We start from the raw sequence: 22705 nt of genomic DNA, 5'->3' as shown, positions 1-22705 counted from the left end.
TGTTGCCAGCTTTGGCGGCACGGATCATTACATTCCCCCGATTGCGAATTATGCGCCTGCAAACGATTACATTTGCAGAAATTCGCCCTTTTCAATCCTTGAAATCGATTACATAATCGACAGCGTCAGGGATTCGAGTCAACCGAAATCTCACTTTGCAATCAGGACCCATGATCCAGAAACCCGCAACCATTCAAGATGTCGCCCGCGCAGCAAGGGTGTCCACGGCCACCGTCAGCCGGGTTCTGTCCAACCCTGATGTCGTCAAGAAATCCACCAAAGATGCGGTCATGCAGGCGATCCAGAGCACGGGCTACAGGGCAAACCAGGCGGCCAGAAACCTCAGGATGCAGCGCGCGAATGCGGTTCTGGTCCTTGTCCCGAATTTGGGCAAACCCTTCTATTCCGGCATTCTGGCGGGCATCAGCGAGGCGTTTTCCGGCACCGGTTATGCAGTTCTGATTACGGATACGGAAAGCAATCCGATCCACGATTCTACTCTGGCCGAGTATTTCCTGGACGGGCGTATCGACGGCGCGATTTCGCTGGATGGTCAGTTGTCGGATACAGTGCTGAACAGGTGCATTCAGGCCGGAGCCCGAGACAAAATCGTGTTCCTGTGCGAATGGGTCGAGGATCAATCTTTTCCGGTGGTCAAAAGCGACAATGTCGAGGGGGCCCGGCTGGCAATCCGCCATCTGCACGGCCTCGGCCACGAAAAAATCGCTCATGTCACCGGGCCGCAGGGCAATGTTCTGACAAGCGCACGTCGGGAGGGTATGGTGTCTGAGCGCGCACGTCTTGGCCTACCTGCCCCGACCGAGTGGATCATCCGCGGTGATTTCTCGCTCGAATCCGGACACGAGGCCGCCGCGCGCATTCTGGCGATGGAGGACAGGCCCACAGCTGTATTCTGCTCGGCCGATATGGTGGCATTTGGGCTGATCGCCGGGCTTCAGGCTGGTGGTGTTCGGGTGCCCGAGGACATGTCTGTTGTGGGTTTCGACGATATTGAGATGTCGGAATACTATGTGCCCGCACTGACCACGATCCGTCAGAACCGGCACTTTTTGGGTCAACGGGCCGCAAAACTGCTGCTTGGTCGGCTCTCGTCGGGGCTTGGCGCAAATGAACCGGAAGCCCCGGTTCCTGTTGAACTGATCGAACGGGCCAGCACCGCGCCGCCCAAAACAGGCGGTAGGTAACCTAGCGCGGCGCGCCCAGAACCGACTGTTCCAGATCGACGCATACCCCGGTCATCGGGAAAGAGTCAGGGCTTAGAAGGAATACGGCCAACCGAGCCGCTTCGTCGGGCATCAGCAACCGGCCCAGCGGAAGCCCCTGCCCTGCCTGCTCTGCCCAATCCTGCGCTTGGCCCAAAGCACCGGTTTGCGTTTCATGCTCGGACTCAGTCAGCGCCCAACCCAGATTGATCCCGTTTACGCGAATACCATCGTGCAGATGCGCGTTGGCCGCATTCTTGGTCAATGTCTGCAACGCCCCTTTCGACGCCGCATAGATTGCCAGATCCGCCGCGCCGCAATGGGCATTCATGGATTGAATGTTCATGATCCCTCCGCCAGACCCACGCGCTTGCATGTCCCGGATCGCTTCCCCCATCAGCAGAAAAGGCGCGCGGGCGTTGACCGAAAAAATCTTGTCGAAATCCTGCGCTTTTCCGTCAAGAAAACTGGCGCGGTTCGTTAGTCCCGCAGCGTTCACAAGGCCATCAATCCGACCAAAAGCGGCCCGCGCTGCCGCCGCGACATCCGCGCAAGCGCCAGCTTCGGCCAGATCGGCGACAATGGTCTTGGTCCGGGCAACGCCCGACAATTCCGCTGCAAGGCTTAGCAGACCGGCCTGGTCTCTGTCCGTCGCCAAAATCCGACGAACGCCCTGCGCAGCGGCCCGGCATGCGATCGCACGGCCGATGCCTTTGGCGGCTCCGGTGACGACAAGCGCCATATCTTGCAGCCGGATACTCATGCCGACACCCGACCGGCTGGAATATTTTCCCTTAGAATAATCCTCGGCTCGATATGCTCCATCGGCAATTGGACAGGCCCCGACGCAATTGCCCCAAGCAGACGAATGACAGCTTGTTCCCCGATAAGATGAGCGTTCTGGTCGATCACCGCATGGATCAAACCTTCGGCCAACCAGCGCCGCGTGTCCTCTGTCAGGTCGTGCATGACGACAAGGGGCCGTTCGGATTGCGGGATGGTTTCAAGCGCCTGCACCAGACCCTTCCGCCCCGCCCCTACGCAATAGACCCCAACCAGACGCGCGCCCGAACGATAAAGCCGCGTCAATTCGCGGTACAAACGCTCTCCATTCTCACCGGTCTCGACTGATGGCAAAGCGGTAAGCGTCGGGTAATACGCGGACAGACAGGACCGAAACCCCAATTCCCGCTCGCTGTGTCCGTGATACGCATGCGTTCCAAAGAAAACCGCGACATCTCCGGCGCCATCGCTGGCAGACATACCCAGTATCTGAGCCGCCGTGCGCCCGGCGACCATGTTGTTAACACCGACATACCCCGAGCGCGGCGTTGCCAGCACATCCGACGCTAAAGTGACCACACGAATACCGGATTCGCACATCCGCCGCAGGGCATCCCGGCTGCGCGGGTCGTCTGTTGCCACGACACCGATCCCGTCGGTATCTGGCGGCAGGTTGTCCAAAGCCTCGATCAGCGGGTCCGGGCCTATGCCGTCCAGCACCTGTATTCTGCAACTTTCGACCAAGGGCTGAGCGTCCGAGAACCGCGTGATGGCCCCGGCCATATCCTGCAGGAACGTATTGCCGCCGGTCGGGATGAGAAAGCTGAGACGCGCAGGTCGCGAGGGCAGCGCCAGAATACCCTCGGACGGGAGATACCCCAAAAGCCGGGCCGCCCGCATCACACGCTGCCGGTTGGCGGCGCTGACGCCCTTGCGCCCGTTCAGCGCCCGGTCCACGGTCGCCGTCGAGACCCCGGCCCGTTTGGATATGTCGGCAATTGTGGCGCGCGTCATGCCCTTAAAGACCTCAATCGATTGCTTTGTCGCGGACCATACTGGCACGATAAAAGCCGCTCGTCTTGTTTTGAGGCATCAAATTACATCAATTTGGCGGTGTTGTTTTTCTAAATTACGCCTCTGCTGTGCCCTAGCGCGATATGACCCGAAAATAGCTGATGTAATCTGATGGGCATTGCACTTGATGCGACAGGGTGATGTGCCAAAGCTATCAGTGGACCGGACAGGCCGTCTGATCGCTCAACACGGCCTGCACTTGGTAGAACCATAACAGCGGCGTAAACCGATGACCGACACGCTTCAACATGGGCCCTTGCCCGAAACAGTTCGGGATTATTCCCTGACCGGCGAGACCGGCAAAAAAGCGCAAGAGATCGGGCTTGCGGCAGCAGAGTGGTATCACAGCGCCGTCCCCCGCAAGACGATGAAATCCCTGATGAAACGCCGCGACGGCCCTGCCCTGCGCGACACGGCATTGTGGGTTGGGCTTCACATTTTGCTCGCGGCCGGGGGCATCTTCTTCTGGGGGAGCTGGCTTTCGGTCCCGTTCTGGCTGGCCTATGGCGTGGTCTATGGCTCGGCCTGCGACAGCCGTTGGCACGAATGCGGCCATGGGACGGCCTTTCGAACGCGCTGGATGAACGATGTTGTGTATCACATCGCATCCTTTCAGATCATGAGGAACCCTGTGAACTGGCGGTGGAGCCACGCGCGTCACCATACCGACACGCTAATCGTGGGCCGCGACCCGGAAATCGCCTGGATGCATCCGATCAACCTGATGCTAAAGGCACTAGCGTTTGTCGGCATCTACGACACCTGGCTGTCACTCAAGGTCCTGTGCCGCAATGCGCTGGGGTATTTGTCGCCGGACGAGAAGGACTACATCCCGCAATCCGAATGGCCAAAGGCCGTGTTCTGGGCGCGGATCCATATGCTCATCTACGCGGTCGTGTTGCTGGTATCCGCGTTCATGCTGGCAAACGGCATGGGCTGGAAATCGACAATCCCCATCCTGCTGATCGGCGGACCCCGCGTTTACGGGTGCTGGCATTTCGTTATGACCGGCCTGTTGCAACATGGCGGCTTGCCCGAGGACGTCATTGACCACCGGCTGAATTCCCGCACGGTCTACATGAACCCGATCAGCCGCTGGCTGTATTGGAACATGAACTATCATGTAGAACACCACATGTTCCCGATGGTGCCCTATTATGCGCTTCCTGCCCTGCACGAGGAAATCAAAGATGACCTTCCCGCGCCCAACACCTCAATCCGGGACGCCTACAAAGAGATGATGGGGGCCGTGATGCGTCAACGCTCTGACCCCGGCTATGCGTTAAGGAAAACGCTGCCGCAAACGGCGCAGCCCTACAAGGAACATCTGCATTCCCATGTGCCAGACCGGAGCAGTGACGATTAAAAAGGTAGGAGCCCAACATGCCCTGGGTCGAAGCAATCGCCATTGATGACGTTGAAGAAGAGGACGTCATTCGCTGGGACCACGTCGGTCGAACTTTTGCAATTGTCCGTGGCCCGGACGGAGATTTCTTTTGCACAGACGGTTTATGCACTCATGAACAGGTTCATCTGGCCGATGGCCTGGTGATGGATTACGAGATCGAGTGCCCCAAACATAACGGGATTTTCGATTACCGTTCGGGCCAAGCCTTGCGCGCCCCTGCCTGTGCAAAACTTGGAACTTATGAGACGAAGATTGAAGGTGGCAGAGTTTTCGTTTTGGTTTGAAGAATAATCTCACCGGGCACGCAGCCCTCAGACGAACAGCGTCCAAAAACCACAAGGCGGTCCCATGTCCGAAGACACGATCAACCTGAATGCAGACGGCATCCGCCTGTCGTTCGACGCCAGTATCGGCATGATCAAAAGCTTCACGGTGATGGACGGCGACGCTGGGATATCCCCGTTGCACCGCGCGCCTTGGGTCGGAATGAACGAGGCCCTTCCCGATGGGCTAGCGCCCCATCTATACAAGCTGGGAGGAGATTTTTTCTGCGCACCGTTTGGGCAAGAAAAAGACGGGGCACCCCTGCATGGTTGGCCTGCAAACGCATGCTGGTCGATCATTGATCTGTCGCCGGACCAATTGTCAGCCCGGTTGGATCACCGCGTCAACGATGCGGAAGTCATCAAAGCGCTTTCACTGCGCCCGGATCACCCCTTTGTTTATCAAAAACATACGTTTGTAGGCGGGTCCGGGTCGGTTCCGGTGGCCAACCATGCGAATATCTCTCTGCCAAATGGTGGCTTTATCCGGACCTCTGCCAAATCCTGCTGGATGACGCCTGCAACACCACAGGAAACAGACCCGAAACGCGGCAGGTCGGGGTTGGTCTACCCTGTGTCCAGTGACGATCCAACGCGTTTCCCGTCGCAGGACGGCACCACAGATTTGACGCGCTATCCCTGGTTCCAAAGACATGAGGATTTTGTTGCCGGTCTCGATGCACCCGGTGGCGGGTTGGGCTGGACAGCCGTCACCAGACCGGTCGAGGGTGATCTGTTCCTTTCGCTCAAGCGATCTGAACACCTGCCCATGACGATGCTGTGGCACTCGAACGGAGGGCGGGATTATCCGCCGTGGTCGGGCCGTCATTTTGGCTGCCTGGGCATCGAGGAAGGCACGGCCGGGCATGTTTTGGGACCTGATCGCAAAAAGGCACTGTCCGGGCCCGGTGCTTTGCAGCTGTCTCCGGCCCGCTCTGCCGTTGTCAAACACGTAATCGGCGCGATTGCCTGGCCTGCGGGTTCTCCGCTTCACTCCATAAACCTGCATGGTGACGGGCTGGAGGTTTTGGGGGATTGCGGAACACGCAAACGCATCAGCTTTGACACCGAATTCTTGCAGGGTTCCTAACACCCAATCGTCGCAGTCCCCGCGCCTTGACTGAGAGGGATTGGGCGACAGCCGGCTCCCTAACAGGAACAAAGCCATCGCCCGCCGGTCAAATGTCAGGCGTGATCGTCCTTCACCAACTCGCCCCGACCATGTCCTGACATACCGCCAGAAACCTCCTCGGTCGCTTCATCCGCCAATGTCTCTGGCAGGATCAGGTTCAGGACAATGGCGATCAGGGCCGCAGGTAAGATCCCCGACGCACCCAGAATTCGCAGCGTATCCGGCAGGTGTTGCAACGCGTTGACCGACCCCGGCGCGACGTTCATGACCTCTAGCTGAAGCCCCAGACCTATCGACAGCGAGACCGCGAAGATCACCATGTTTCGGCGGTTCCAGACCACGTCGGACAGCATCGAAACACCCGCTGCAACAACCATCCCGAACATGACGATGACCCCGCCGCCCAGTACTTCGATCGGAACGGTGCGAATGATGCCACCGACTTTCGGGACCAATCCGCAGATGATCAGGAATATGGCTCCGATGGTCACGACATGTCGGCTCATCAACCCGGTCATTGCGATAAGGCCCACATTCTGGCTGAACGAGGTGTTGGGAAACCCGCCAAAGATACCGGCAATGGCGGTGCCGAAACCGTCGGCAAAAGTCGCGCCCTGAATCTCCTTATCCGTCGCTTCGCGCCCCGCGCCACCTTTCGTGATCCCTGATACGTCGCCGACGGTTTCTACGGCTGAAACGAAGGCCATAAGGCAAAAGCCGATCACAGCGGCCAGAGAGAACTCGAACCCATACTTGAATGGCTGTGGCAGCGCGAAAGCCTCAGAACGTTCCCACGAACCCGAAATCGCCTCGAGCGGCAGTTTCCCGACGAGTATGCAATAGACATATCCGACAAGAATGCCGATCAGCACAGCCGAGACAGACAGCATCCCGCGGGCAAAGAATTTCAGCCCCAATGTGACAAACACAACGATCAACGCCGGGGCCCAGCTGGACAATGAACCGTAGGTTTCAGACCCCGAAGCCTTGGCCGGAACACCACCGGCGGCGTATTCGATGCCGACTTTCACCAATGCAAGCCCGATCATTGTCACGACAAGACCTGTGACCAAAGGCGGCAGGGCAAAGCGGATTCTGCCGATCACAGTACCCAGCAAGGCATGGAAAAGGCCGCCGATTATGACGCCTCCGAACAAGGCGGCCAGACCGTCGACGCCCTTTCCGGCGACCAGCGGTATCATGATCGGGATAAAGGCAAAGGACGTCCCCTGCACGATGGGCAAGGCCGCCCCGACCGGGCCGATGGTGACCGTCTGCAACAGCGTAGCAACGCCTGCGAACAGCATCGACATCTGGATCAGGTACAGCAGTTCCGGGAAATCCGGACTGTTCGAGCCAAAGCCAAAACCGGCGGCCCCGGCAACGATAATCGCTGGCGTGACGTTCGAGACAAACATGGCCAGCACATGCTGAATGCCCAACGGCACGGCACGATATATGGCAGGAAAATAGTTCGGATCACGAAGTTGCTCTGGCGTTCCGATAGATGAAGCAGTCATGGAGTCCCTCGCGTTGCGCCCCTGTTGCAGACTTTGCCGGGGTGTTGGCGCGCACGCTGTGACCTGCGTTCGACTCAGCGGCTTTGGACCTATTGGCCTTCTCTGTGCCTTGACCTCCACAAAGTGGAGTTAGGTTAGTGCAGAAAAGCGCGAGGGATTATCAAAAATACCCGAAAGGTGCTGTGCTGACGTGGGGGGCCGTAGGGCGGAATGCCCAAACAGTACGATACGGATTTTGGAGTGGCGGGGAGACAGGGATTCGAACCCTGGGAACGCTCTCACGTTCAACGGTTTTCAAGACCGCCGCATTCGACCACTCTGCCACCTCCCCGTCGAAGGCAGGGTCTAAGGCCAACTGAAATCAGAGGCAAGTCGAAATCGGGAAATCTTGCCGAAGCCTGCGCAGCAGTCTTTCCATGACACCTCGCCCGCGTTATGCTCTGGCGGTAAGACCGTAGCAGGCTGGCGCGCAGAACCGGCCCTGCGGCGGGGCTCGGAAAAACGAGGCCCTTTCAGGCAAGGGATGAAAAGATGAAGCGAGCAACACAGACACGCGCAAGATCGCGAGGACTGGCTGTTTTGGCTGTGACTTTGACCGTTTTGTCCGGGTGTGAGGAAGTTTTACAATCACAGAACGCGTCTGAAGATGGCGCAAAATCCGGGGACGACTCGAAGATCGAGTTGCTGCCTCAGGTCACCAGCGCCTCGCAACGTGATGTCGAGGCGCCGGATGTGTTTTCCGTCACCGAGGCAGGTTTGTGGGACGGGCGTCCATCGCTGGGCGGTATCTGGGTCGCACATCCTGACGTCAAGCAGCCCGAACGCGTGCTGATCAAGAACACCGCCAACAACAAAACCATCACCGGCGCGCTGTTCCGGCGGGAACGCAATTTGCCGGGTCCGGCGCTGCAGGTATCCTCGGCGGCAGCAGAGGAATTGGGAATGCTGGCCGGTGCCCCAACCCGCGTCAGTGTCGTTGCCCTGCGCCGCGAAGAGGTCGAACAGAAGCCACCTGCCGAGGAACCCGCCCCCGAAGCGGAAACAACCAGTGACGAGGCCGAGGTCGCGGCAGCCGAAACCGCGCCGGATACCGCGGCCGAGGAAAAGCCCGCCAAGCGGAAATGGTGGCAACGTAAGGAACCCGCAGCCGCGGCAGGCGCAGCCGGTGCCGCCGCCGCAGCAGCAGGGTCCGCAGCTGAGGACGCGGCAGAGACGGCGGTCGATGCCGCTGCACCGGAAGCCAGTGCAGCCGCCGCGCCGGGCCTGTCCGATGCTCCGGTCGCGCCGCCGCCCGAAAAGCCAGCCAAGCGCAAGTGGTGGCAAAAGAAGCAGCCAGACGAAATCACCCAGACGCCGCTGGACCCGATCGAAGGCGCAGCCGCCGCGATTGAAGCAGCCGAACCTACACCGGCAGCCGCTGCGGCGGCCACGGCGGCGGCCCCCTCGAACCTGTCGAAACCCTTCGTTCAGGTCGGCACGTTCAGCGTCGAGGCCAATGCCAAGTCCGCAGCGGACAAGGTTCGCAAGAACGGCATGACCGCCGACGTGCGCGAACTGAAAACCGAAGACAAAACGGTCTGGCGGGTTCTGGTCGGCCCCGCCGCGACCCGCGCGGAACGCAAGGCTATCCAGAGCGACGTGAAGGCCTTGGGCTTTACCGACGCGTTCACCGTGTCCAACTGATAACAGGAGGCGCCCCCGTGCTATCCGCATTGCGAACATCCGTATTCACCCTTGGGCTGGCCGTTCTGGCCCTGCCCGCGCACGCGTTCGATACCTCGGCGCGCGCGGCTTATGTGATGGACCAGACGACCGGGACGGTTCTGCTGTCGAAAGACGCCGATCAACCCTTGCCTCCGGCGTCGATGTCAAAATTGATGACGCTGTATGTCGCGTTCGAAGCGCTGCGCGACGGGCGGTTGACCCTGCAGGAAACCCTGCCGGTTTCCCAACATGCAATGAGCTATGGCGGCTCGACCATGTTCCTGAATACGCAGGATCGCGTAACGGTCGAGGACCTGCTGCGCGGGATCATCGTGCTTTCGGGCAATGACGCCTGTGTGGTGATCGCCGAAGCGCTCAGCCCCGATGGCACCGAGGCGGGGTTTGCCCGCTACATGACCCAGCGCGCCAAGCAAATCGGTATGGACAATTCGAACTTTGCCAACTCGAACGGCTGGCCCGCTGCCGGGCATATGATGTCGGTGCATGATCTGGCGGTTCTGGCCGACAGGCTGATCACGGATTTCCCGGAATACTACCCCCTGTTCGCCGAAGAAGAGTTTGAATTTGACGGGCGCGCACCGTCCAACAAACGCAACCGGAACCCCCTGCTGCGGCTGGACATCGGGGCCGACGGGCTGAAAACCGGCCACACGCAAGAGGCGGGCTATGGCCTTGTCGGCTCGGCCAAACAGGGCGACCGCCGGGTGATTTTCGTGCTATCGGGTCTCGACAGTACCGCGCAGCGGGCAGAGGAGGCTGAGGCCGTGGTTAACTGGTCGTTTCGAAATTTTGTCGAGAGGACAGTTGCCACCGAAGAAGCGCCGATAGCCGAAGCCAAGCTGTGGATGGGCGAAAAAAAGACCGTGGGTCTGGTGCCCGAGGGTGATCTGAACGTGTTGTTCCCCGTTCTGGGTGCGCAAGATGTCGAGGCCGAGGTGGTCTATGAGGGCCCGATCAATGCGCCCGTCACCAAGGGCCAGCAACTGGCCGAACTGGTGATCAAACCCGAAGGTCTGCCCGAAATCCGCCGCCCTCTGGTCGCGGCCGAAGATGTACCGCTGGGCGGGTTCGTGGTGCGCATGATGACAGTGGGCGGCATTGTCCTGAAAGACGTGATCAATAACCCGCTGGAGTCGATGTGACGCAACGCGGGTTATTCCTGACCTTTGAAGGCATAGACGGATCAGGCAAATCAACTCAGGCCCGGATGCTGGCCGAGTATCTGCGCGACGATGGCCATCAGGTGGTGTTGACGCGTGAACCCGGCGGCTCGCCGGGGGCCGAGGAAATCCGTCGGCTGGTGCTGGAAGGCGACCCCGATCGCTGGTCGGCGGAAACCGAGTTGTTGCTGTTCACCGCCGCCCGCCGCGACCATCTGGAGCGGACCATCGAACCGGCTCTGGCCGATGGCATGGTGGTGATCTGCGACCGTTTTGCCGACAGCACACGCATGTATCAGGGCCTGTCGCGCGGCAATCTGCGCGGGCTGGTGGATCAGTTGCATGATCTGATGATCGGGCGCGAACCGGACATGACCCTGTTAATCGACATGGACCCGGACACCGGCCTGTCGCGTGCCAAAGGCCGTCAAGGCACCGAGGAACGGTTCGAAGATTTCGGCCCGGCCCTGCAAAAACAGATGCGCGCCGGGTTTCTGGCTTTGGCGGATGAATTCTCTGACCGGTTCCGCGTCGTCGATGGCAATCGCGACATGGACAGCGTCGCACAGGATGTGAGAGATATCGTCGAGGCAGCCCTGCGATAGACGATGAGCGACGACACCCCAACCCCAGATCAGGCGCCCGGCGCGCCGCATCCGCGTGAAACCGCCCGCCTGTTCGGGCAGGACGCGGCGGAACAGGCGTTTCTGACCGCCTACACCTCGGACCGGCTGCATCACGGCTGGCTTCTGACCGGCCCCCGCGGGGTTGGGAAGGCGACGTTGGCCTGGCGGATCGCGCGGTTCCTGCTGGCAACGCCCCCTGCTGATGACGGTGGGCTTTTTGGCGCGCCTCCGCCCCCTGAAACACTGGATATTGATCCGGATCACCCGGTCTCGCACCGTATCATGGCGGGGGCAGAGCCCGGTTTGGCGGCCATCACACGCTCGCTAAACGATCAGGGGCGGTTGCGCGGTGAGATTGTGGTGGATGACATTCGTAAGCTGGGCAAGTTCTTCGGCCTGTCCTCGGCGGATGGCGGTCGGCGTGTGGTCATCGTGGATTCAGCAGATGAGATGAATGTCAGCGCCGCAAATGCGCTGTTGAAAATGCTTGAGGAACCGCCCGCGCGAACCACGCTGCTTCTGATCTCGCACCAACCCTCGCGCCTGTTGCCGACGATACGGTCGCGCTGTCGGACCCTGCGCTTGTCGCCGCTGGGGCCCGAGGACATGCAGGCCGCATTGGCGCAGACCGGGGCAGAACTGCCTGCGCAGCCGGATCATCTGGCCGCGCTGGCTGCCGGGTCGGTCGGTGATGCGGTGCGCCTGATCAATCTGGGCGGGTTGGAGATTTACGCCGAACTGATCGCCATTCTTGGCACCCTGCCCCGCATGGATCGCCAACGCGCGCTGGCACTTGCCGAAGCCGCCGCCCAGCGCGGCGCAGAAGAGCGGTTCGAATTGCTGCTGACTTTGATTGACGTCGCCCTGTCCCGCCTTGCCTTGACCGGCGCCACCGGCACCCCACCCGCGCCCGAAGCCGCCCCGAACGAGGCCGCAACGCTCGCGCGCCTGTCGGCCTCGCCCGATCAGGCGCGGCGCTGGGCCGAGGTTGCCGCTACAATCACAGCCCGTGCACGCCATGGTCAGGCGGTGAACCTTGACCCTGCCGCTTTGGTTCTAGATACGGTGTTCAAGATACAGGAAACCGCCGGTCAGAGCAGATGAGCGACACCCCCCAAATCACCGACAGCCATTGCCATCTGGACTTCCCCGATTTCGAGGGGCAACTGGACCAGATCATCGCCAACGCCGCCGAGGCAGGCGTGACCCGCATGGTCACGATCTGCACCCGTTTGCGCAACGAGCCTTCCGTCCGCGCCATCGCCGAGGCCCACGCTCCGGTTTTCTACGCCGCGGGCAACCACCCGATGAGTGCCGCAGACGAGCCAATGGCAACGGTCGATGAGCTGGTCGCTTTGGCGCAACACCCGAAATTCGTGGGCATCGGTGAATCCGGACTGGATTACCATTACACCGCCGACAGCGCCGAGGTGCAGAAACAATCGCTGCGCATCCATATCGAAGCCGCCCAGCGCACCGGCCTGCCCCTGATCATCCACGCCCGCGCCGCCGATGACGACATGGCCCGCATTCTGGCCGAGGAATACCGCAACGCGCCCTATTCCTGCGTCATGCATTGCTTCTCGTCCTCCGCCGAGCTGGCCAAGGCTGCTCTGGATTTGGGGTTCTACCTGTCCATGTCCGGCATAGCTGCCTTCCCCAAAAGTCAGGGGTTGCGCGACATCTTCGCCGCCGCGCCCGTGGACCGCATTCTGGTCGAAACCGATGCGCCCTATCTGGCCCCGCCGCCCTATCGCGGCAAACGCAATGAGCCTGCCTATACTGCGCACACCGCCCGCAAAGGGGCCGAGGTGTTCGGCATGGATTACGCCGTATTCGCCGCGCAAACGCAGGCCAATTTCGACCGCCTGTTCTCGAAGGCCGCTTTGTACAAGGCCGCTGCATGAACCAGCTGCGGTGCACCATTCTGGGCTGCGGGTCCTCTGGCGGCGTGCCGCGCCTTGGCGGGCAATGGGGTGACTGCGACCCAACGAACCCGCGCAATATCCGCCGCCGCTGCTCGATGCTGGTGGAGCGGGACGGGCCAGATGGCACCACATCGGTCCTGATCGACACAACGCCGGACATGCGCAGCCAGTTGCTGGATACCGGCACCGGTCGGTTGGACGGGGTGGTCTATACCCACTCTCACGCTGACCACGTGCATGGCATCGACGATCTGAGGATGATTGTCTTCAACATGAAATCCCGCGTGCCGGTCTGGGCTGATGGCGATACGCAGAACGCACTGCTTGGGCGGTTTGGATATGCGTTTATCCAACCCGAAGGCTCACCCTACCCTCCGATTCTGGATCTGAAATCCATTGACGGCGCTTTCGAAGTTGACGGACCCGGTGGCCCGATCCCCTTTCAACCGTTCAAGGTCAATCACGGCTCGATCGACGCGCTGGGATTTCGCATGGGCAACCTTGCCTACCTTCCCGACGTGGCCGAGGTCTACGACGACGCGTGGCCTGCGATGGAGGGGCTGGATTGCCTTGTCATCGACGCCCTGCGCCGCACGCCGCACCCGACCCATGCGCATCTGGAAAAGACGCTGGGCTGGATTGAAAAGCTGCAACCGAAACAGGCGGTACTGACCAATATGCATATCGATCTTGACTATGCGACCGTCGAGGCCGAGACCGCCGACCACATCACCCCCGCCTATGACGGGATGGTGATCCATCAGGCGCTGTAAGGCCCTGCCCCGCGCAATCCGGATACCGCCAGGCCGGGGGGCGATATGCTTCAAAGCCTGATTGACGTCATCCTGCCGGTCTTTCTGGTCATCGGTGCGGGCTATGCCGCGACGCGGTCGGGCTATTTCAAAGAAGTGCATGTCGATGGTCTGATGAAATTCACGCAGGGCTTCGCCATCCCCTGCCTGCTGTTTCTGGCCATCGCGCATCTGGACCTCAGCGCCAGTTTCGATCCGCGCCTGTTGGCCAGCTTCTATTCTGCCGCTGCGCTGTGTTTCACCGCCGGACTGTTCGGCGCGCGGCTGATCTTTGGGCGCGAGTGGGAAGACTGCGTCGCCATCGGCTTTTGCTGCCTGTTTTCGAACTCAGTCCTGCTGGGCCTGCCGATAACCGAGCGTGCCTATGGGCCTGAAAACCTGACCGGAAACTACGCGATCATCGCGTTCCATTCGCCCTTCTGCTATGGCGTCGGCATCACGGTGATGGAGATCGTCCGAAATCGCGGCCATGGCGGCGCGCGGATGGCACGCTCGGTCCTGTCTGCGATGTTCAAGAACGCTTTGATCCTGGGCATTGCGCTTGGGTTTGTCGTCAACCTCTCGGGCCTTGTCATTCCCCGCGTGGTCGATGAAGCGCTTGGCCTTGTGACCCGCGCGGCCTTGCCCGGAGCCCTGTTCGCACTGGGCGGCGTGCTGGTCAAATACAAGCCCGAGGGTGATCTGCGCACGATTGCCTATGTGTGCTGCATCTCACTGATGCTGCACCCAAGCCTTGTCTGGATCTTCGGCAAATCCACCGGACTGCCGCAGGACCTGTTCCGCTCGGGCGTTTTGAACGCGGCCATGGCACCGGGTTTCAATGCCTATATCTTTGCCAATATGTATGGCCGCGCCAAACGGGTCGCCGCCTCATCCGTTCTGATCGGAACAGGCGTTTCGATTCTGACCGTCTGGCTTTGGCTGGCCGTTTTGGGCTAACACCTGTCTTGACTTGCAGGCCCGGCGACACAGCTATCGCCCAAGAACAGGAGCCGTATATGCCGCACGCCATTATTGTCGCCCATGGTCAACCCTCGGATCCCGATCCGGCCGAGGCCTCTTTGTCGCGGTTTGCCGCGCAGGTTGATGCCGTGGCGGCCGGTGTATCGGTGCATTCTGCCACCCTCGCCGCCCCCGGATCGCTTGAGGCCATGATGGATAGCCTGCCCAGCGACACGGTGATTTACCCTTTGTTCATGGCCAAGGGCTGGTTCGTCACCAGCGCCCTGCCGAAACGTGTCGGAAATCGTGGCCTGCAGATTCTGGACCCGTTGGGCGTTGACCCGGAATTGGCCAATCTGGCCGCCTCGGCCCTGCAGGATGCGTTGGTCGCGAACCAATGGCTGGCGTCAGAAACAGATCTGGTGATCGCCGCCCACGGATCGGGGCGCAGCCGCAATCCTGCGACTGTGACGCGGGATTTTGCCAAGACACTGGGTGAGATTCTTGCGTTCAAATCAATTCACGTGGGCTTTGTTGAAGAACCCCCTTCAATTGCCGATGCAGCGAGCAGCGTGGGTCAGAAATCCATATGCCTGCCCTTCTTTGCCTGCACAGGCGGGCACGTGTTGGAAGACGTCCCGCAAGAACTGGACCGCGCCGGGTTTCAAGGGCAGCTATTGCCCGTGGTCGGAGAGCTTCCGCCCATACAACTCCAGATCGCCCGGAAGCTGAGCGCCGCCTTCGAAACCGCCTGACAAGGATCGACTCACGACTGCGCTTGCGACAGCGTTGAGTACAGTCGATGGCAGGATCGCCCTTCCCGCTTGGCCTGATACAGCGCCAGATCGGCGGCATGAAGAATCTCGGCCGCTTTGGGCGCATCGAACTGGGTGGAGATCGCCGTTCCGATGCTTGCGGAAATACGGCAGGGCTGTTGTTGAAACATCATCGGCTCATTCAATCGCGCGATCAGGCGTGCGGCGATGGAGGTCAACACATCCTCTCGGGTCAGGCCCTTGAAAATAATCACAAACTCATCGCCGCCGACACGCGCAACAGTGTCATCGCCCCGCGTTTCCTCGACCATGATCTGGGCGGCTTGCTGCAATACATAGTCCCCGGCGGCGTGACCCAATCGGTCATTCACGGCTTTGAAATAATCCAGATCCAGATGCATCAGCGCAAATGAAGCGTTGGCCGATACCAGATGCCGCAGCATATGATCCATCGCGCGGCGGTTTTTCAGGCCGGTCAAGGTGTCGGTATAGGCTTGCTCCTCAGCCGCCAGCATCGCGCCCTGCAACCGCAGGTTCAGGGACCGCGATGCCTCCATCGCGGCGGATTTCGCCTCGACCAGATACAGAAGTTCGATGGCCAGATCGGTGCCCGAAAAATCGGCACTGGTCAGGGCGTAATCCCGCACCGCGTCCAGGATCGAGATGCCAAATGACAGGTTGATCACCGCCCCGCGCCCATTCGGTAACGGCGCAACAAGCCCTTTCAGGGCGGTTCGGGGTTCATCAAGAAACTTCAGATGCAGCTTCGCCCCGGCCATGGACATCAGCGCCGGAATGGTGGTGACGGTGCGCGGGCGGATCAGTTGGAACACATCCAAAAAACCTTTCCCGATCAAAGGCATGTCCGGGCGCAGCTTTTGCAGCGTAGGCCCGGCCCGTTCGATTTTCCCGCCTTCATCCAGCAGCAGAAACATCGGGCACAGGGTTTCCAGCAGATGCGCCAGATCCTCGGGTTCTGTCATCCGTTTCGCGCCCCCAAATCGAAATGCCGCCCTTCCGCGAAGGCGCTTTCCACCAACATGATTGAGATAATCTCGGCCGTATCCTGTTGTCCGTCATGCGACAGCATCACCAGCGCGCCATAATCGTCGGCCATGGCCCGCAGGACCCCGACCATTACGCTCGAATAACCCGGCAAACCCGAATAACAGAGCAGCTGATATTCGGTCGTAGAACGTTCCCGCAACTCCAAGGCTGGCAAGGTCAGGTCCGACACGGCCAGACGGACGCGATCCGCAAGGTCGTCCAGCGAATGCAGAAACTCGACATAGCTGACGCCGCCAAACCTCAGCAGTCGTCGCAAGCCTTCCATATTGGGATGCGAGACCAGATAGGTGCCGACGTCTTCGAGTATTTCGGGCTGTGGACGCCCCAGATCGTGGCTCAACGCATCAAGAACTTGCGCCAGCACGTCTTCGCCATAGATCAACATGGGCTCGAACTCGTGAAACCCCAGCCCTGCGGCCTCGGTCACGCGCAGCCAGCACGATTGACCGTAAGTCGCACAGACAAAGGATTGGATCGCCCGATTGATCAGACCATGCATAAGGTGCCCCAGATTGGTTTCACCCTACTGTGGTCTGACAATCCTTAACAAATAGCCAAAATCTGTCCGAATTGCCGAGAATCCGGTCAAGCAAGACGGTCTGAGGTCAGAAATCCGTGGGTGCCCCGCCTTCCGCTTTGCGACGATCAACAAATTCGGCCAGCTCCTCGCGAATTCCGTCATCCATCGCCGGAGGCTCAAAGCTGGTGATGATCTCTTTGAACATGTGATGCGCCCGTTCGGCTGTCCAGATACCGCCTGCGACCTCCCAACCTTCATAGTTTTTCCAATCGCTCAGGAAGGGTTGATAAAACGCCGTGGTGTACCGGTCCTGCGTGTGCTGGATGCCAAAGAAATGGCCGTCATTCCCGACCGAACGTATGGCGTCCACGGCGATCTCATCCGGGCCGGTCGCGACAATTTCAGGATCCATATAGCGTTGAATTTGCTGAAGAACCTCACAATCCATGATGAATTTCTCGGGGCTTGCGATCAGACCACCCTCAAGCCAGCCAGCCGCATGATACACCATGTTCGTGCCCGACTGTACCGCCGCCCAAAGCGAGTTTGACGTCTCCCAAACCGATTGCCCGTCCGGTACATTCGCCGCGCAAACGCCCGAGGATCGCATCGGCAGATTATAAAACCGCGCCATCTGCCCGGTCATCTGGGTCGAGCGCATGTATTCCGGCGTTCCAAAGGCCGGAGCGCCGGTTTTCATGTCGACATTCGAGGTAAACGTCCCGATTGCGCAGGGCGTGCCGGGGCGGACATATTGGAACAGCGCGATTGCACAAAGCGCCTCGGCCAGCGACTGCGCCACCGCCCCCGCCATCGTCACCGGTGCCATCGCGCCTGCAAGCGTGAATGGCGTCACTACAATCGCCTGCCCCCGCCGGGCCAGACGCAGGCAACCATCGATCATCGGATAGTCGTGTTTCAGGGGCGAGGTCGAGTTGATATTGGTATACATCCGAGGGCTGGCGTCGAATTCGTCGTGGCTCAGCCCGCTTGCGATCCGCACCATCTCCATTACGTCTTCGACCCGCTCTTTGCCTAGCGAATAGGCGTGCATGGCCTTATCCGTCAGTGTCAACTTGTCATACAGCACATCCAGATGCCGGACGCTGGCATGCAGATCCACGGGTTCGACCGGATAGCCCCCGGCAAAGTGAATGCAGTTGAAATATTGCGTCAGTTTCAGAAGGTTGCGACACATCTGGCGGTTGCCGGGAACCTTCTTGCCGATCTCCATGTCCCAGTAATTTGGTGGAGACGAGACGTTCCCGAACACCATATTCTTGCCGCCGATTTCAATCGTGCGTTCAGGATTTCGCGGGGTGATCGTGAAACTGCTGGGGGCCTTGGCCACCATCTCCATCACGAAATCGCGGCCCATCCGAACGTTGTCGCCTTCTATCGTGCACCCGGCCTCGCGCAGGATCTCAACGGCTTCGTCATTGTAGAACTCGATACCGATCTCTTCCAGAATACGCATCGCGCCATCATGGATCGCCTCGATCCCTTCGGGGCCCAGCGGTTCGGTCGGTCGGTCGGTGTTGACCGGCGGGTTCCATGGCATCTGATCGATGACGGCGCTTCCGCGTCGGGCGGCGGCCCCGGCGCGGCCGCCGCCGCGCCGTTTGCGAGTACTGGTGTCGGCCATCGTCCCCTCCTGCTTTGCTTATACCAAGCAAGCCTTGAAGACCGTCCAACAGCCGCTCTGTCTGCGACAGAAAATGTCGGTTTCTTATCCCGATATGCCGAATTTCGGGTCGGTGAGGTCAGTTCTGCGCCAGCCAGACCGGAATATGCCCGATATCCGGCAGAACCACATCGGCCATAGGGGCCAGTACCTCGGCCTTGGCCAGGCCTGTCAGAACGCCAATAGTCACCATACCGGCAGCGCGCCCGGCCTGCAGGTCATGCAGGCTGTCACCCACCATGGCAATACGCGACGGATCGACGCCGACATGCGCGGCAAAGGCCAGCAACTGCCCCGGCCCGGGCTTATATCCATGGCCGCTGTCATACCCCGCGATAAAGTCGAAATGGTCACGAATACCCACCGACTCCAGATGCTGAAGCGCGGGGTGTTCGCTGTCATTTGTCGCAACGCCAAGTTTGAGGCCGGATTTCCGCAGACCATCCAGAAACGATTCCAACGGCACTGCGGGGGCCTGAGTAGCCGCCGCAGCCTCGGTGTTGATCAGGTCGATAAGTTCGGCCAGCGTGTACCCATCCAGATGAGGCAGCATAAGCTCGGCAATTTCTTCAACCGTGGCTGCGATGACGATACTGTCTTCGGCATATCGATCCTGCTCAAGATCATAGCCGATGACGGCGCCCAGCCCTGCCGCCCGTGTCTGATCGGAACCGGCGAGACGCGTCAGCAGCGACCGCCCGAATGCCCCCCACGTATTGGCGAAATCGAACAGAGTGCCGTCCTTGTCGAAGACGATTGCATCAATGGGCATCGCAGGCTCCTGCTGAGATAGGGTTAGGTCCAGTGCATTTCACCGCCCGCCAGCACCGCGCGGGCCTGTGCGGGTTGGGCATATGGGACCGAATGCGCGTCGCAAAACGCGATGATCCACGAATCATCCATCAGAAGGAAATCCAGAACGGATGCCAAAAAGGCAGGGTCGCCCGCATTGGTCCGCAAATCCTGAGACGCAGCGCCGGTTGAGCCAAGAAATACAGGCAAAAGCTCATCATTTCCGACCAGCCAGCCAAGGGCGGTCAGCGCAAGCGTTTCGGCAGAATCGGCAGAAAGTGACATAAACCGGCCCTGGATTCGGTCTTGGAAAGGGTTTGTTAACCAGACTCATAAACACTTTGTTGACGCATGCAATCAACGGTGAGCGACTATGTCCGTGCAGGGAACCATCCTTGTCCTCGACGGGGTATCAACCAACCGCATTATGCTGAAGGTTCAGCTGACGGCGGCATGGTATCACGTGGTGCAGGGGGAAAAGCTAAAGGGGCTGCGAGCCTTGCTGCGGCGGGTACGGCCCGATCTTGTTCTGACCGCGCAGACCCTGCCGGACGGGACGGCCGCAGATGTCAAAAAGCTTATCCTGAACGAGCCCGAGCTGGGCGATGTGCCCGTGGTGGCGCTTGCGCCTCAGAATGACAAGGCCGCCCGCCTGCGCGCGTTGGAGGATGGGCTGGACGATGTGATGACCCATCCATTCAAGGATACACTGCTGCTGGCCCGCATTCGCAGCCTGTTGCGGGCGCGGGCCGACACGCAGGACCTTCACGTCAACGACACGCCTCAGACCATTGGATTCGCAGAACAAGCCACGGCATTTCTCACCCCACACAAGCCAGCGCGCGTCGATATTCTGTCGCTGACACCCCGAACCGGCGCGATATGGAACAAGGCCCTGTCCCATCAGACACGGCACATTGTCGGCTGGCACACGCAATCCAATCTGCAGGCGCTGTTGTCGGGCCCGACCCCGGACGCCGTCGTGATCGAATTGGATGCCAGCCCGAGCGGATTGAATATTCTCGCCGACCTCAGATCTCGCAGCGCGACGCGCCACACAGTTCTGATCGGGGTACTGGACGACACCAATGCCGCTATGGCGTCCGAGGCTTTGGATCGCGGCGCGGATGCCGTTTGCCTTGGCGGCTTCTGCCCGCAGGAAATCCAGTTGCGACTGGCAAACCAGCTTGCCCGAAAAACACGTATCGATCAGATGCGCGCCTCGCTGAAACGCGGGATCGCCGACTCGTGGATCGACCCGCTGACCGGGTTGCACAACCGGCGCTACGGTATGCACGCGATGGAACAGATCGCCCGCCAATCGCTGAGGTCCGGGCGCGGCTTTGCGATCATGCTGGCCGATCTGGACCATTTCAAAACGATCAATGACCGCTTTGGGCATGCCAGCGGCGACATGGTGCTGACGCAGGCCGCGACCCGGATGCAGCGGGTTCTGGGGGACACCGGGTTTGTCGCCCGCATCGGCGGTGAAGAGTTCATGATCGGGGCCTCAAACATGACCCGTGCACGGGCCGTCAAACTGGCAGAGGCGCTGTGTGACAGTATTTGCCAACAACCCTTTCACCTGTCCGACACACAGGACCCGATCCCGGTTACGATCAGCATCGGCCTCAAACACGCCTCGCCCGGATATGCGTCGCAAGATACACGGCCCGAGCCTGTGGATAGGCTGATGAAATCAGCGGACGAGGCGCTGTACGCCGCGAAAAGAGCAGGCCGCAATCAGGTTCGGATCCGCCAAAGCGCGGCATGAATCAATCGTGCTTCTGGTGCTTGCGGTGGCCACGCTGAACAACCTCTTCCAGCCGCTCGGCATAACCCTGACGTTCTGCATCCGACATCGCCGAGACACGCGCCAACCATTGAGTTTGTAACGCAGCTTGCAATTGGGCCGTTTCCTGTGCCTGTTGCTGCAACAGAACCTCAACAGCCGCCGGATCGAACGGCACCGCGCGCAATGCCTGGCTGATCGCTGCAAAATCCCGCGCCCGGTTACCTGAACGTTCCCGGTGCAACCCCGACAATTCCCCGCGCAGGGATTTGCGGTCGTCTTTGGGCAAAGCGCGATACAAGGCGGGGCCAAAACCCGGTGGGCCCTTGGCGTGGTCACCGCCTTTCAACCGAAGAACCGTCCCCGCAGCAATCCCGACAATCAACAGGTTCAGGGCCAGTGAGAGGGCCAGAACAATCGGCATCCAACGCCGTTTTGGTTTGGTTTCCGCGCTCATTCCGTGGCCTCCAGAAAACTAGTGTCAAAGCCCAAATCCGCTATCAGATAGGACGTGTCCTGCGACGTCACCAAACTGGCCGGGTCGGGCAGAAAAGCAGGTGCGGAAAACCCGATCCAGACACCAGCGGCACTGGCCGCGATCAGGCCGCCAAACCCCTGCCAGCCGCCGATCTGTTCAAGAAAACGGCCCCATGGTCGGGGGTCGACCGGCTTCCGGGCTTTCAGACGTTGCAGGCGAACCGCCTCGGCATCGGTCTGAATGCGCACGGCCAGACCATCCGGCAGGTCGTCGCGCTGCGCCCTTGCCTGGGCAAACAGATCATCCAGTTCCATGTCGTCATCAGCCATTTTCATACCCCAGTTCATCCCGTCGTCTGGCCAGATTGGCAGCCAGGCTGCGTTTTCCCCGCGCGGTCAGACTTTCGACCGCTTCTACCGATATCCCCATGATCCCGGCAATCTCGGGGTTGGGCAATTCCTCGATATGGCGCAGGATAACCGCCTGTCTTTGCCGATCCGGCAATTGTGACAAGGCCGCCTGCAATGCATCCTTGCGCGCCTCTTGCTGCATGCGTTCAACCACGCTGACACCATCGTCCTCGGGTTCGGGTACATCCGACAAGGCCTCGGGCCGTTTCTTGCGCCGCAGATCCACACACAGGTTCAGCGTCACCCGGTATAGCCAAGTTGAGACCTTGGCCTGCCCCGGCACCCAATCCGGTGCCATCTGCCACAGCCGCATCATCGCCTCTTGCGTGATGTCTTCCGCCTCGGCCCGGTTTCCCAACATACGCAAAGCCACCGAATAGCTGCGCGGCCCCAGACGGTCGGTCAAAAGCCGCGCGGCCCCGGCATCGCCGTCGGCAAACTGCCTCAGCAACACATCGTCGCCAAGGTCGGTTGCAGCGGCATCACCGCCGCAACCTGTATCTGGATGGGAGGTCAGATCCTCCATCCC

At 60.2% G+C, this 22705-nt stretch carries 24 protein-coding genes and 1 tRNA gene; 13 read left to right on the top strand and 12 right to left on the bottom strand.

The genetic code is table 11. The features are described from left to right. Positions 1-170 precede the first annotated feature (170 nt). Complete coding sequence (locus ACR0C9_RS03025) at positions 171-1205, top strand: LacI family DNA-binding transcriptional regulator (protein WP_170451838.1); 1035 nt, start codon at positions 171-173, stop codon at positions 1203-1205. Position 1206: 1 nt separating this feature from the next. Here ACR0C9_RS03025 and ACR0C9_RS03020 read toward each other — a convergent pair whose 3' ends face one another. Both ACR0C9_RS03020 and ACR0C9_RS03015 read right to left on the bottom strand, forming a co-directional pair. Then, on the bottom strand, positions 1207-1986 hold the full coding sequence (locus ACR0C9_RS03020; protein WP_480780351.1) for an oxidoreductase: 780 nt from the start codon (positions 1984-1986) through the stop codon (positions 1207-1209). Then, positions 1983-3020, bottom strand: a complete 1038-nt coding sequence (locus ACR0C9_RS03015) for a LacI family DNA-binding transcriptional regulator (RefSeq protein WP_170451842.1) — start codon at positions 3018-3020, stop codon at positions 1983-1985. Before ACR0C9_RS03015 ends, ACR0C9_RS03020 begins: the two co-directional genes overlap by 4 nt. Positions 3021-3309: 289 nt before the next feature. On the opposite strand from ACR0C9_RS03015, the gene ACR0C9_RS03010 reads away from it, so the two are divergent. From ACR0C9_RS03010 to ACR0C9_RS03000, 3 genes are all read left to right on the top strand, one after another. After that, positions 3310-4446, top strand: coding sequence for a fatty acid desaturase family protein (locus ACR0C9_RS03010; protein ID WP_170451844.1), 1137 nt, complete (start codon positions 3310-3312; stop codon positions 4444-4446). Positions 4447-4463: 17 nt separating this feature from the next. Continuing rightward, positions 4464-4772, top strand: a complete 309-nt coding sequence (locus ACR0C9_RS03005; RefSeq protein WP_170451846.1) for a MocE family 2Fe-2S type ferredoxin — start codon at positions 4464-4466, stop codon at positions 4770-4772. Between the two features lie 64 nt (positions 4773-4836). Next, entirely contained in the window at positions 4837-5901 is a 1065-nt protein-coding gene (locus ACR0C9_RS03000; RefSeq protein ID WP_480581957.1) for a hypothetical protein, read from the top strand. Positions 5902-5996: 95 nt separating this feature from the next. On the opposite strand, the gene ACR0C9_RS02995 is transcribed toward ACR0C9_RS03000, so the two are convergent. Together ACR0C9_RS02995 and ACR0C9_RS02990 are read right to left on the bottom strand one after the other, a co-directional pair. Then, positions 5997-7463 carry a uracil-xanthine permease family protein gene (locus ACR0C9_RS02995; RefSeq protein ID WP_480581959.1) on the bottom strand — a complete coding sequence of 489 codons (1467 nt, stop codon included), beginning with the start codon at positions 7461-7463 and terminating at the stop codon, positions 5997-5999. 241 nt (positions 7464-7704) lie between these two features. Beyond that, positions 7705-7794: transfer RNA gene (locus ACR0C9_RS02990), tRNA-Ser, on the bottom strand. Between the two features lie 254 nt (positions 7795-8048). Here ACR0C9_RS02990 and ACR0C9_RS02985 point away from each other — a divergent pair. From ACR0C9_RS02985 to ACR0C9_RS02950, 8 genes are read left to right on the top strand one after another with little or no spacing between them, the layout of a single operon-like run. Beyond that, the gene (locus ACR0C9_RS02985) at positions 8049-9146 is read left to right on the top strand and encodes an SPOR domain-containing protein (protein ID WP_480708391.1); all 1098 of its coding nucleotides are present in this window, start codon (positions 8049-8051) and stop codon (positions 9144-9146) included. A gap of 17 nt (positions 9147-9163) precedes the next feature. After that, positions 9164-10330 carry a D-alanyl-D-alanine carboxypeptidase family protein gene (locus ACR0C9_RS02980; RefSeq protein WP_170621417.1) on the top strand — a complete coding sequence of 389 codons (1167 nt, stop codon included), beginning with the start codon at positions 9164-9166 and terminating at the stop codon, positions 10328-10330. Beyond that, positions 10327-10953, top strand: coding sequence for a dTMP kinase (tmk, locus tag ACR0C9_RS02975; protein WP_170451857.1), 627 nt, complete (start codon positions 10327-10329; stop codon positions 10951-10953). Before ACR0C9_RS02980 ends, tmk begins: the two co-directional genes overlap by 4 nt. 3 nt (positions 10954-10956) lie before the next feature. Next, entirely contained in the window at positions 10957-12078 is a 1122-nt protein-coding gene (locus ACR0C9_RS02970; RefSeq protein ID WP_480780350.1) for a DNA polymerase III subunit delta', read from the top strand. Next, the gene (locus tag ACR0C9_RS02965; protein WP_480780349.1) at positions 12075-12881 is read left to right on the top strand and encodes a TatD family hydrolase; all 807 of its coding nucleotides are present in this window, start codon (positions 12075-12077) and stop codon (positions 12879-12881) included. The genes ACR0C9_RS02970 and ACR0C9_RS02965 overlap by 4 nt, the downstream gene beginning before the upstream one ends. Beyond that, entirely contained in the window at positions 12878-13675 is a 798-nt protein-coding gene (locus ACR0C9_RS02960; protein WP_170451864.1) for an MBL fold metallo-hydrolase, read from the top strand. Before ACR0C9_RS02965 ends, ACR0C9_RS02960 begins: the two co-directional genes overlap by 4 nt. 45 nt (positions 13676-13720) lie before the next feature. Further along, positions 13721-14653 carry an AEC family transporter gene (locus tag ACR0C9_RS02955; protein WP_170451866.1) on the top strand — a complete coding sequence of 311 codons (933 nt, stop codon included), beginning with the start codon at positions 13721-13723 and terminating at the stop codon, positions 14651-14653. 59 nt (positions 14654-14712) lie between these two features. Beyond that, entirely contained in the window at positions 14713-15411 is a 699-nt protein-coding gene (locus tag ACR0C9_RS02950) for a CbiX/SirB N-terminal domain-containing protein (protein ID WP_170621411.1), read from the top strand. 11 nt (positions 15412-15422) lie between these two features. Here the strand turns inward: ACR0C9_RS02950 and ACR0C9_RS02945 are convergent, their stop codons facing one another. From ACR0C9_RS02945 to ACR0C9_RS02925, 5 genes are all read right to left on the bottom strand, one after another. After that, positions 15423-16415, bottom strand: coding sequence for a GGDEF domain-containing protein (locus ACR0C9_RS02945; protein WP_480780348.1), 993 nt, complete (start codon positions 16413-16415; stop codon positions 15423-15425). Further along, entirely contained in the window at positions 16412-16999 is a 588-nt protein-coding gene (locus tag ACR0C9_RS02940) for a heme NO-binding domain-containing protein (RefSeq protein ID WP_480780347.1), read from the bottom strand. Before ACR0C9_RS02940 ends, ACR0C9_RS02945 begins: the two co-directional genes overlap by 4 nt. Positions 17000-17105: 106 nt before the next feature. Further along, positions 17106-18665, bottom strand: a complete 1560-nt coding sequence (locus tag ACR0C9_RS02935; RefSeq protein ID WP_170451882.1) for a trimethylamine methyltransferase family protein — start codon at positions 18663-18665, stop codon at positions 17106-17108. 118 nt (positions 18666-18783) lie between these two features. Beyond that, positions 18784-19476: an HAD family hydrolase gene (locus ACR0C9_RS02930; RefSeq protein WP_480780346.1), complete on the bottom strand. Its 693-nt coding sequence runs from the start codon at positions 19474-19476 to the stop codon at positions 18784-18786. Positions 19477-19499: 23 nt separating this feature from the next. Continuing rightward, entirely contained in the window at positions 19500-19781 is a 282-nt protein-coding gene (locus ACR0C9_RS02925; protein ID WP_170451886.1) for a DUF3572 domain-containing protein, read from the bottom strand. A gap of 88 nt (positions 19782-19869) precedes the next feature. Here ACR0C9_RS02925 and ACR0C9_RS02920 point away from each other — a divergent pair, with 88 nt between their 5' ends. Next, positions 19870-21270: a diguanylate cyclase gene (locus ACR0C9_RS02920; RefSeq protein ID WP_170451896.1), complete on the top strand. Its 1401-nt coding sequence runs from the start codon at positions 19870-19872 to the stop codon at positions 21268-21270. 1 nt (position 21271) lies between these two features. Here ACR0C9_RS02920 and ACR0C9_RS02915 read toward each other — a convergent pair whose 3' ends face one another. Genes ACR0C9_RS02915 through ACR0C9_RS02905 form a run of 3 tightly spaced genes read right to left on the bottom strand, consistent with a single transcriptional unit; the run spans position 21272 to position 22702 of the window. Next, the gene (locus ACR0C9_RS02915) at positions 21272-21745 is read right to left on the bottom strand and encodes a periplasmic heavy metal sensor (RefSeq protein ID WP_480780345.1); all 474 of its coding nucleotides are present in this window, start codon (positions 21743-21745) and stop codon (positions 21272-21274) included. Continuing rightward, entirely contained in the window at positions 21742-22095 is a 354-nt protein-coding gene (locus ACR0C9_RS02910) for a hypothetical protein (protein WP_480780344.1), read from the bottom strand. Before ACR0C9_RS02910 ends, ACR0C9_RS02915 begins: the two co-directional genes overlap by 4 nt. Further along, on the bottom strand, positions 22088-22702 hold the full coding sequence (locus tag ACR0C9_RS02905; RefSeq protein WP_480780343.1) for an RNA polymerase sigma factor: 615 nt from the start codon (positions 22700-22702) through the stop codon (positions 22088-22090). Before ACR0C9_RS02905 ends, ACR0C9_RS02910 begins: the two co-directional genes overlap by 8 nt. Positions 22703-22705 lie beyond the last annotated feature (3 nt).

The sequence above is a fragment of the Ruegeria sp. C12 genome, assembly GCF_056537745.1.
This window is presented reverse-complemented; position numbering and strand designations above follow the sequence as displayed.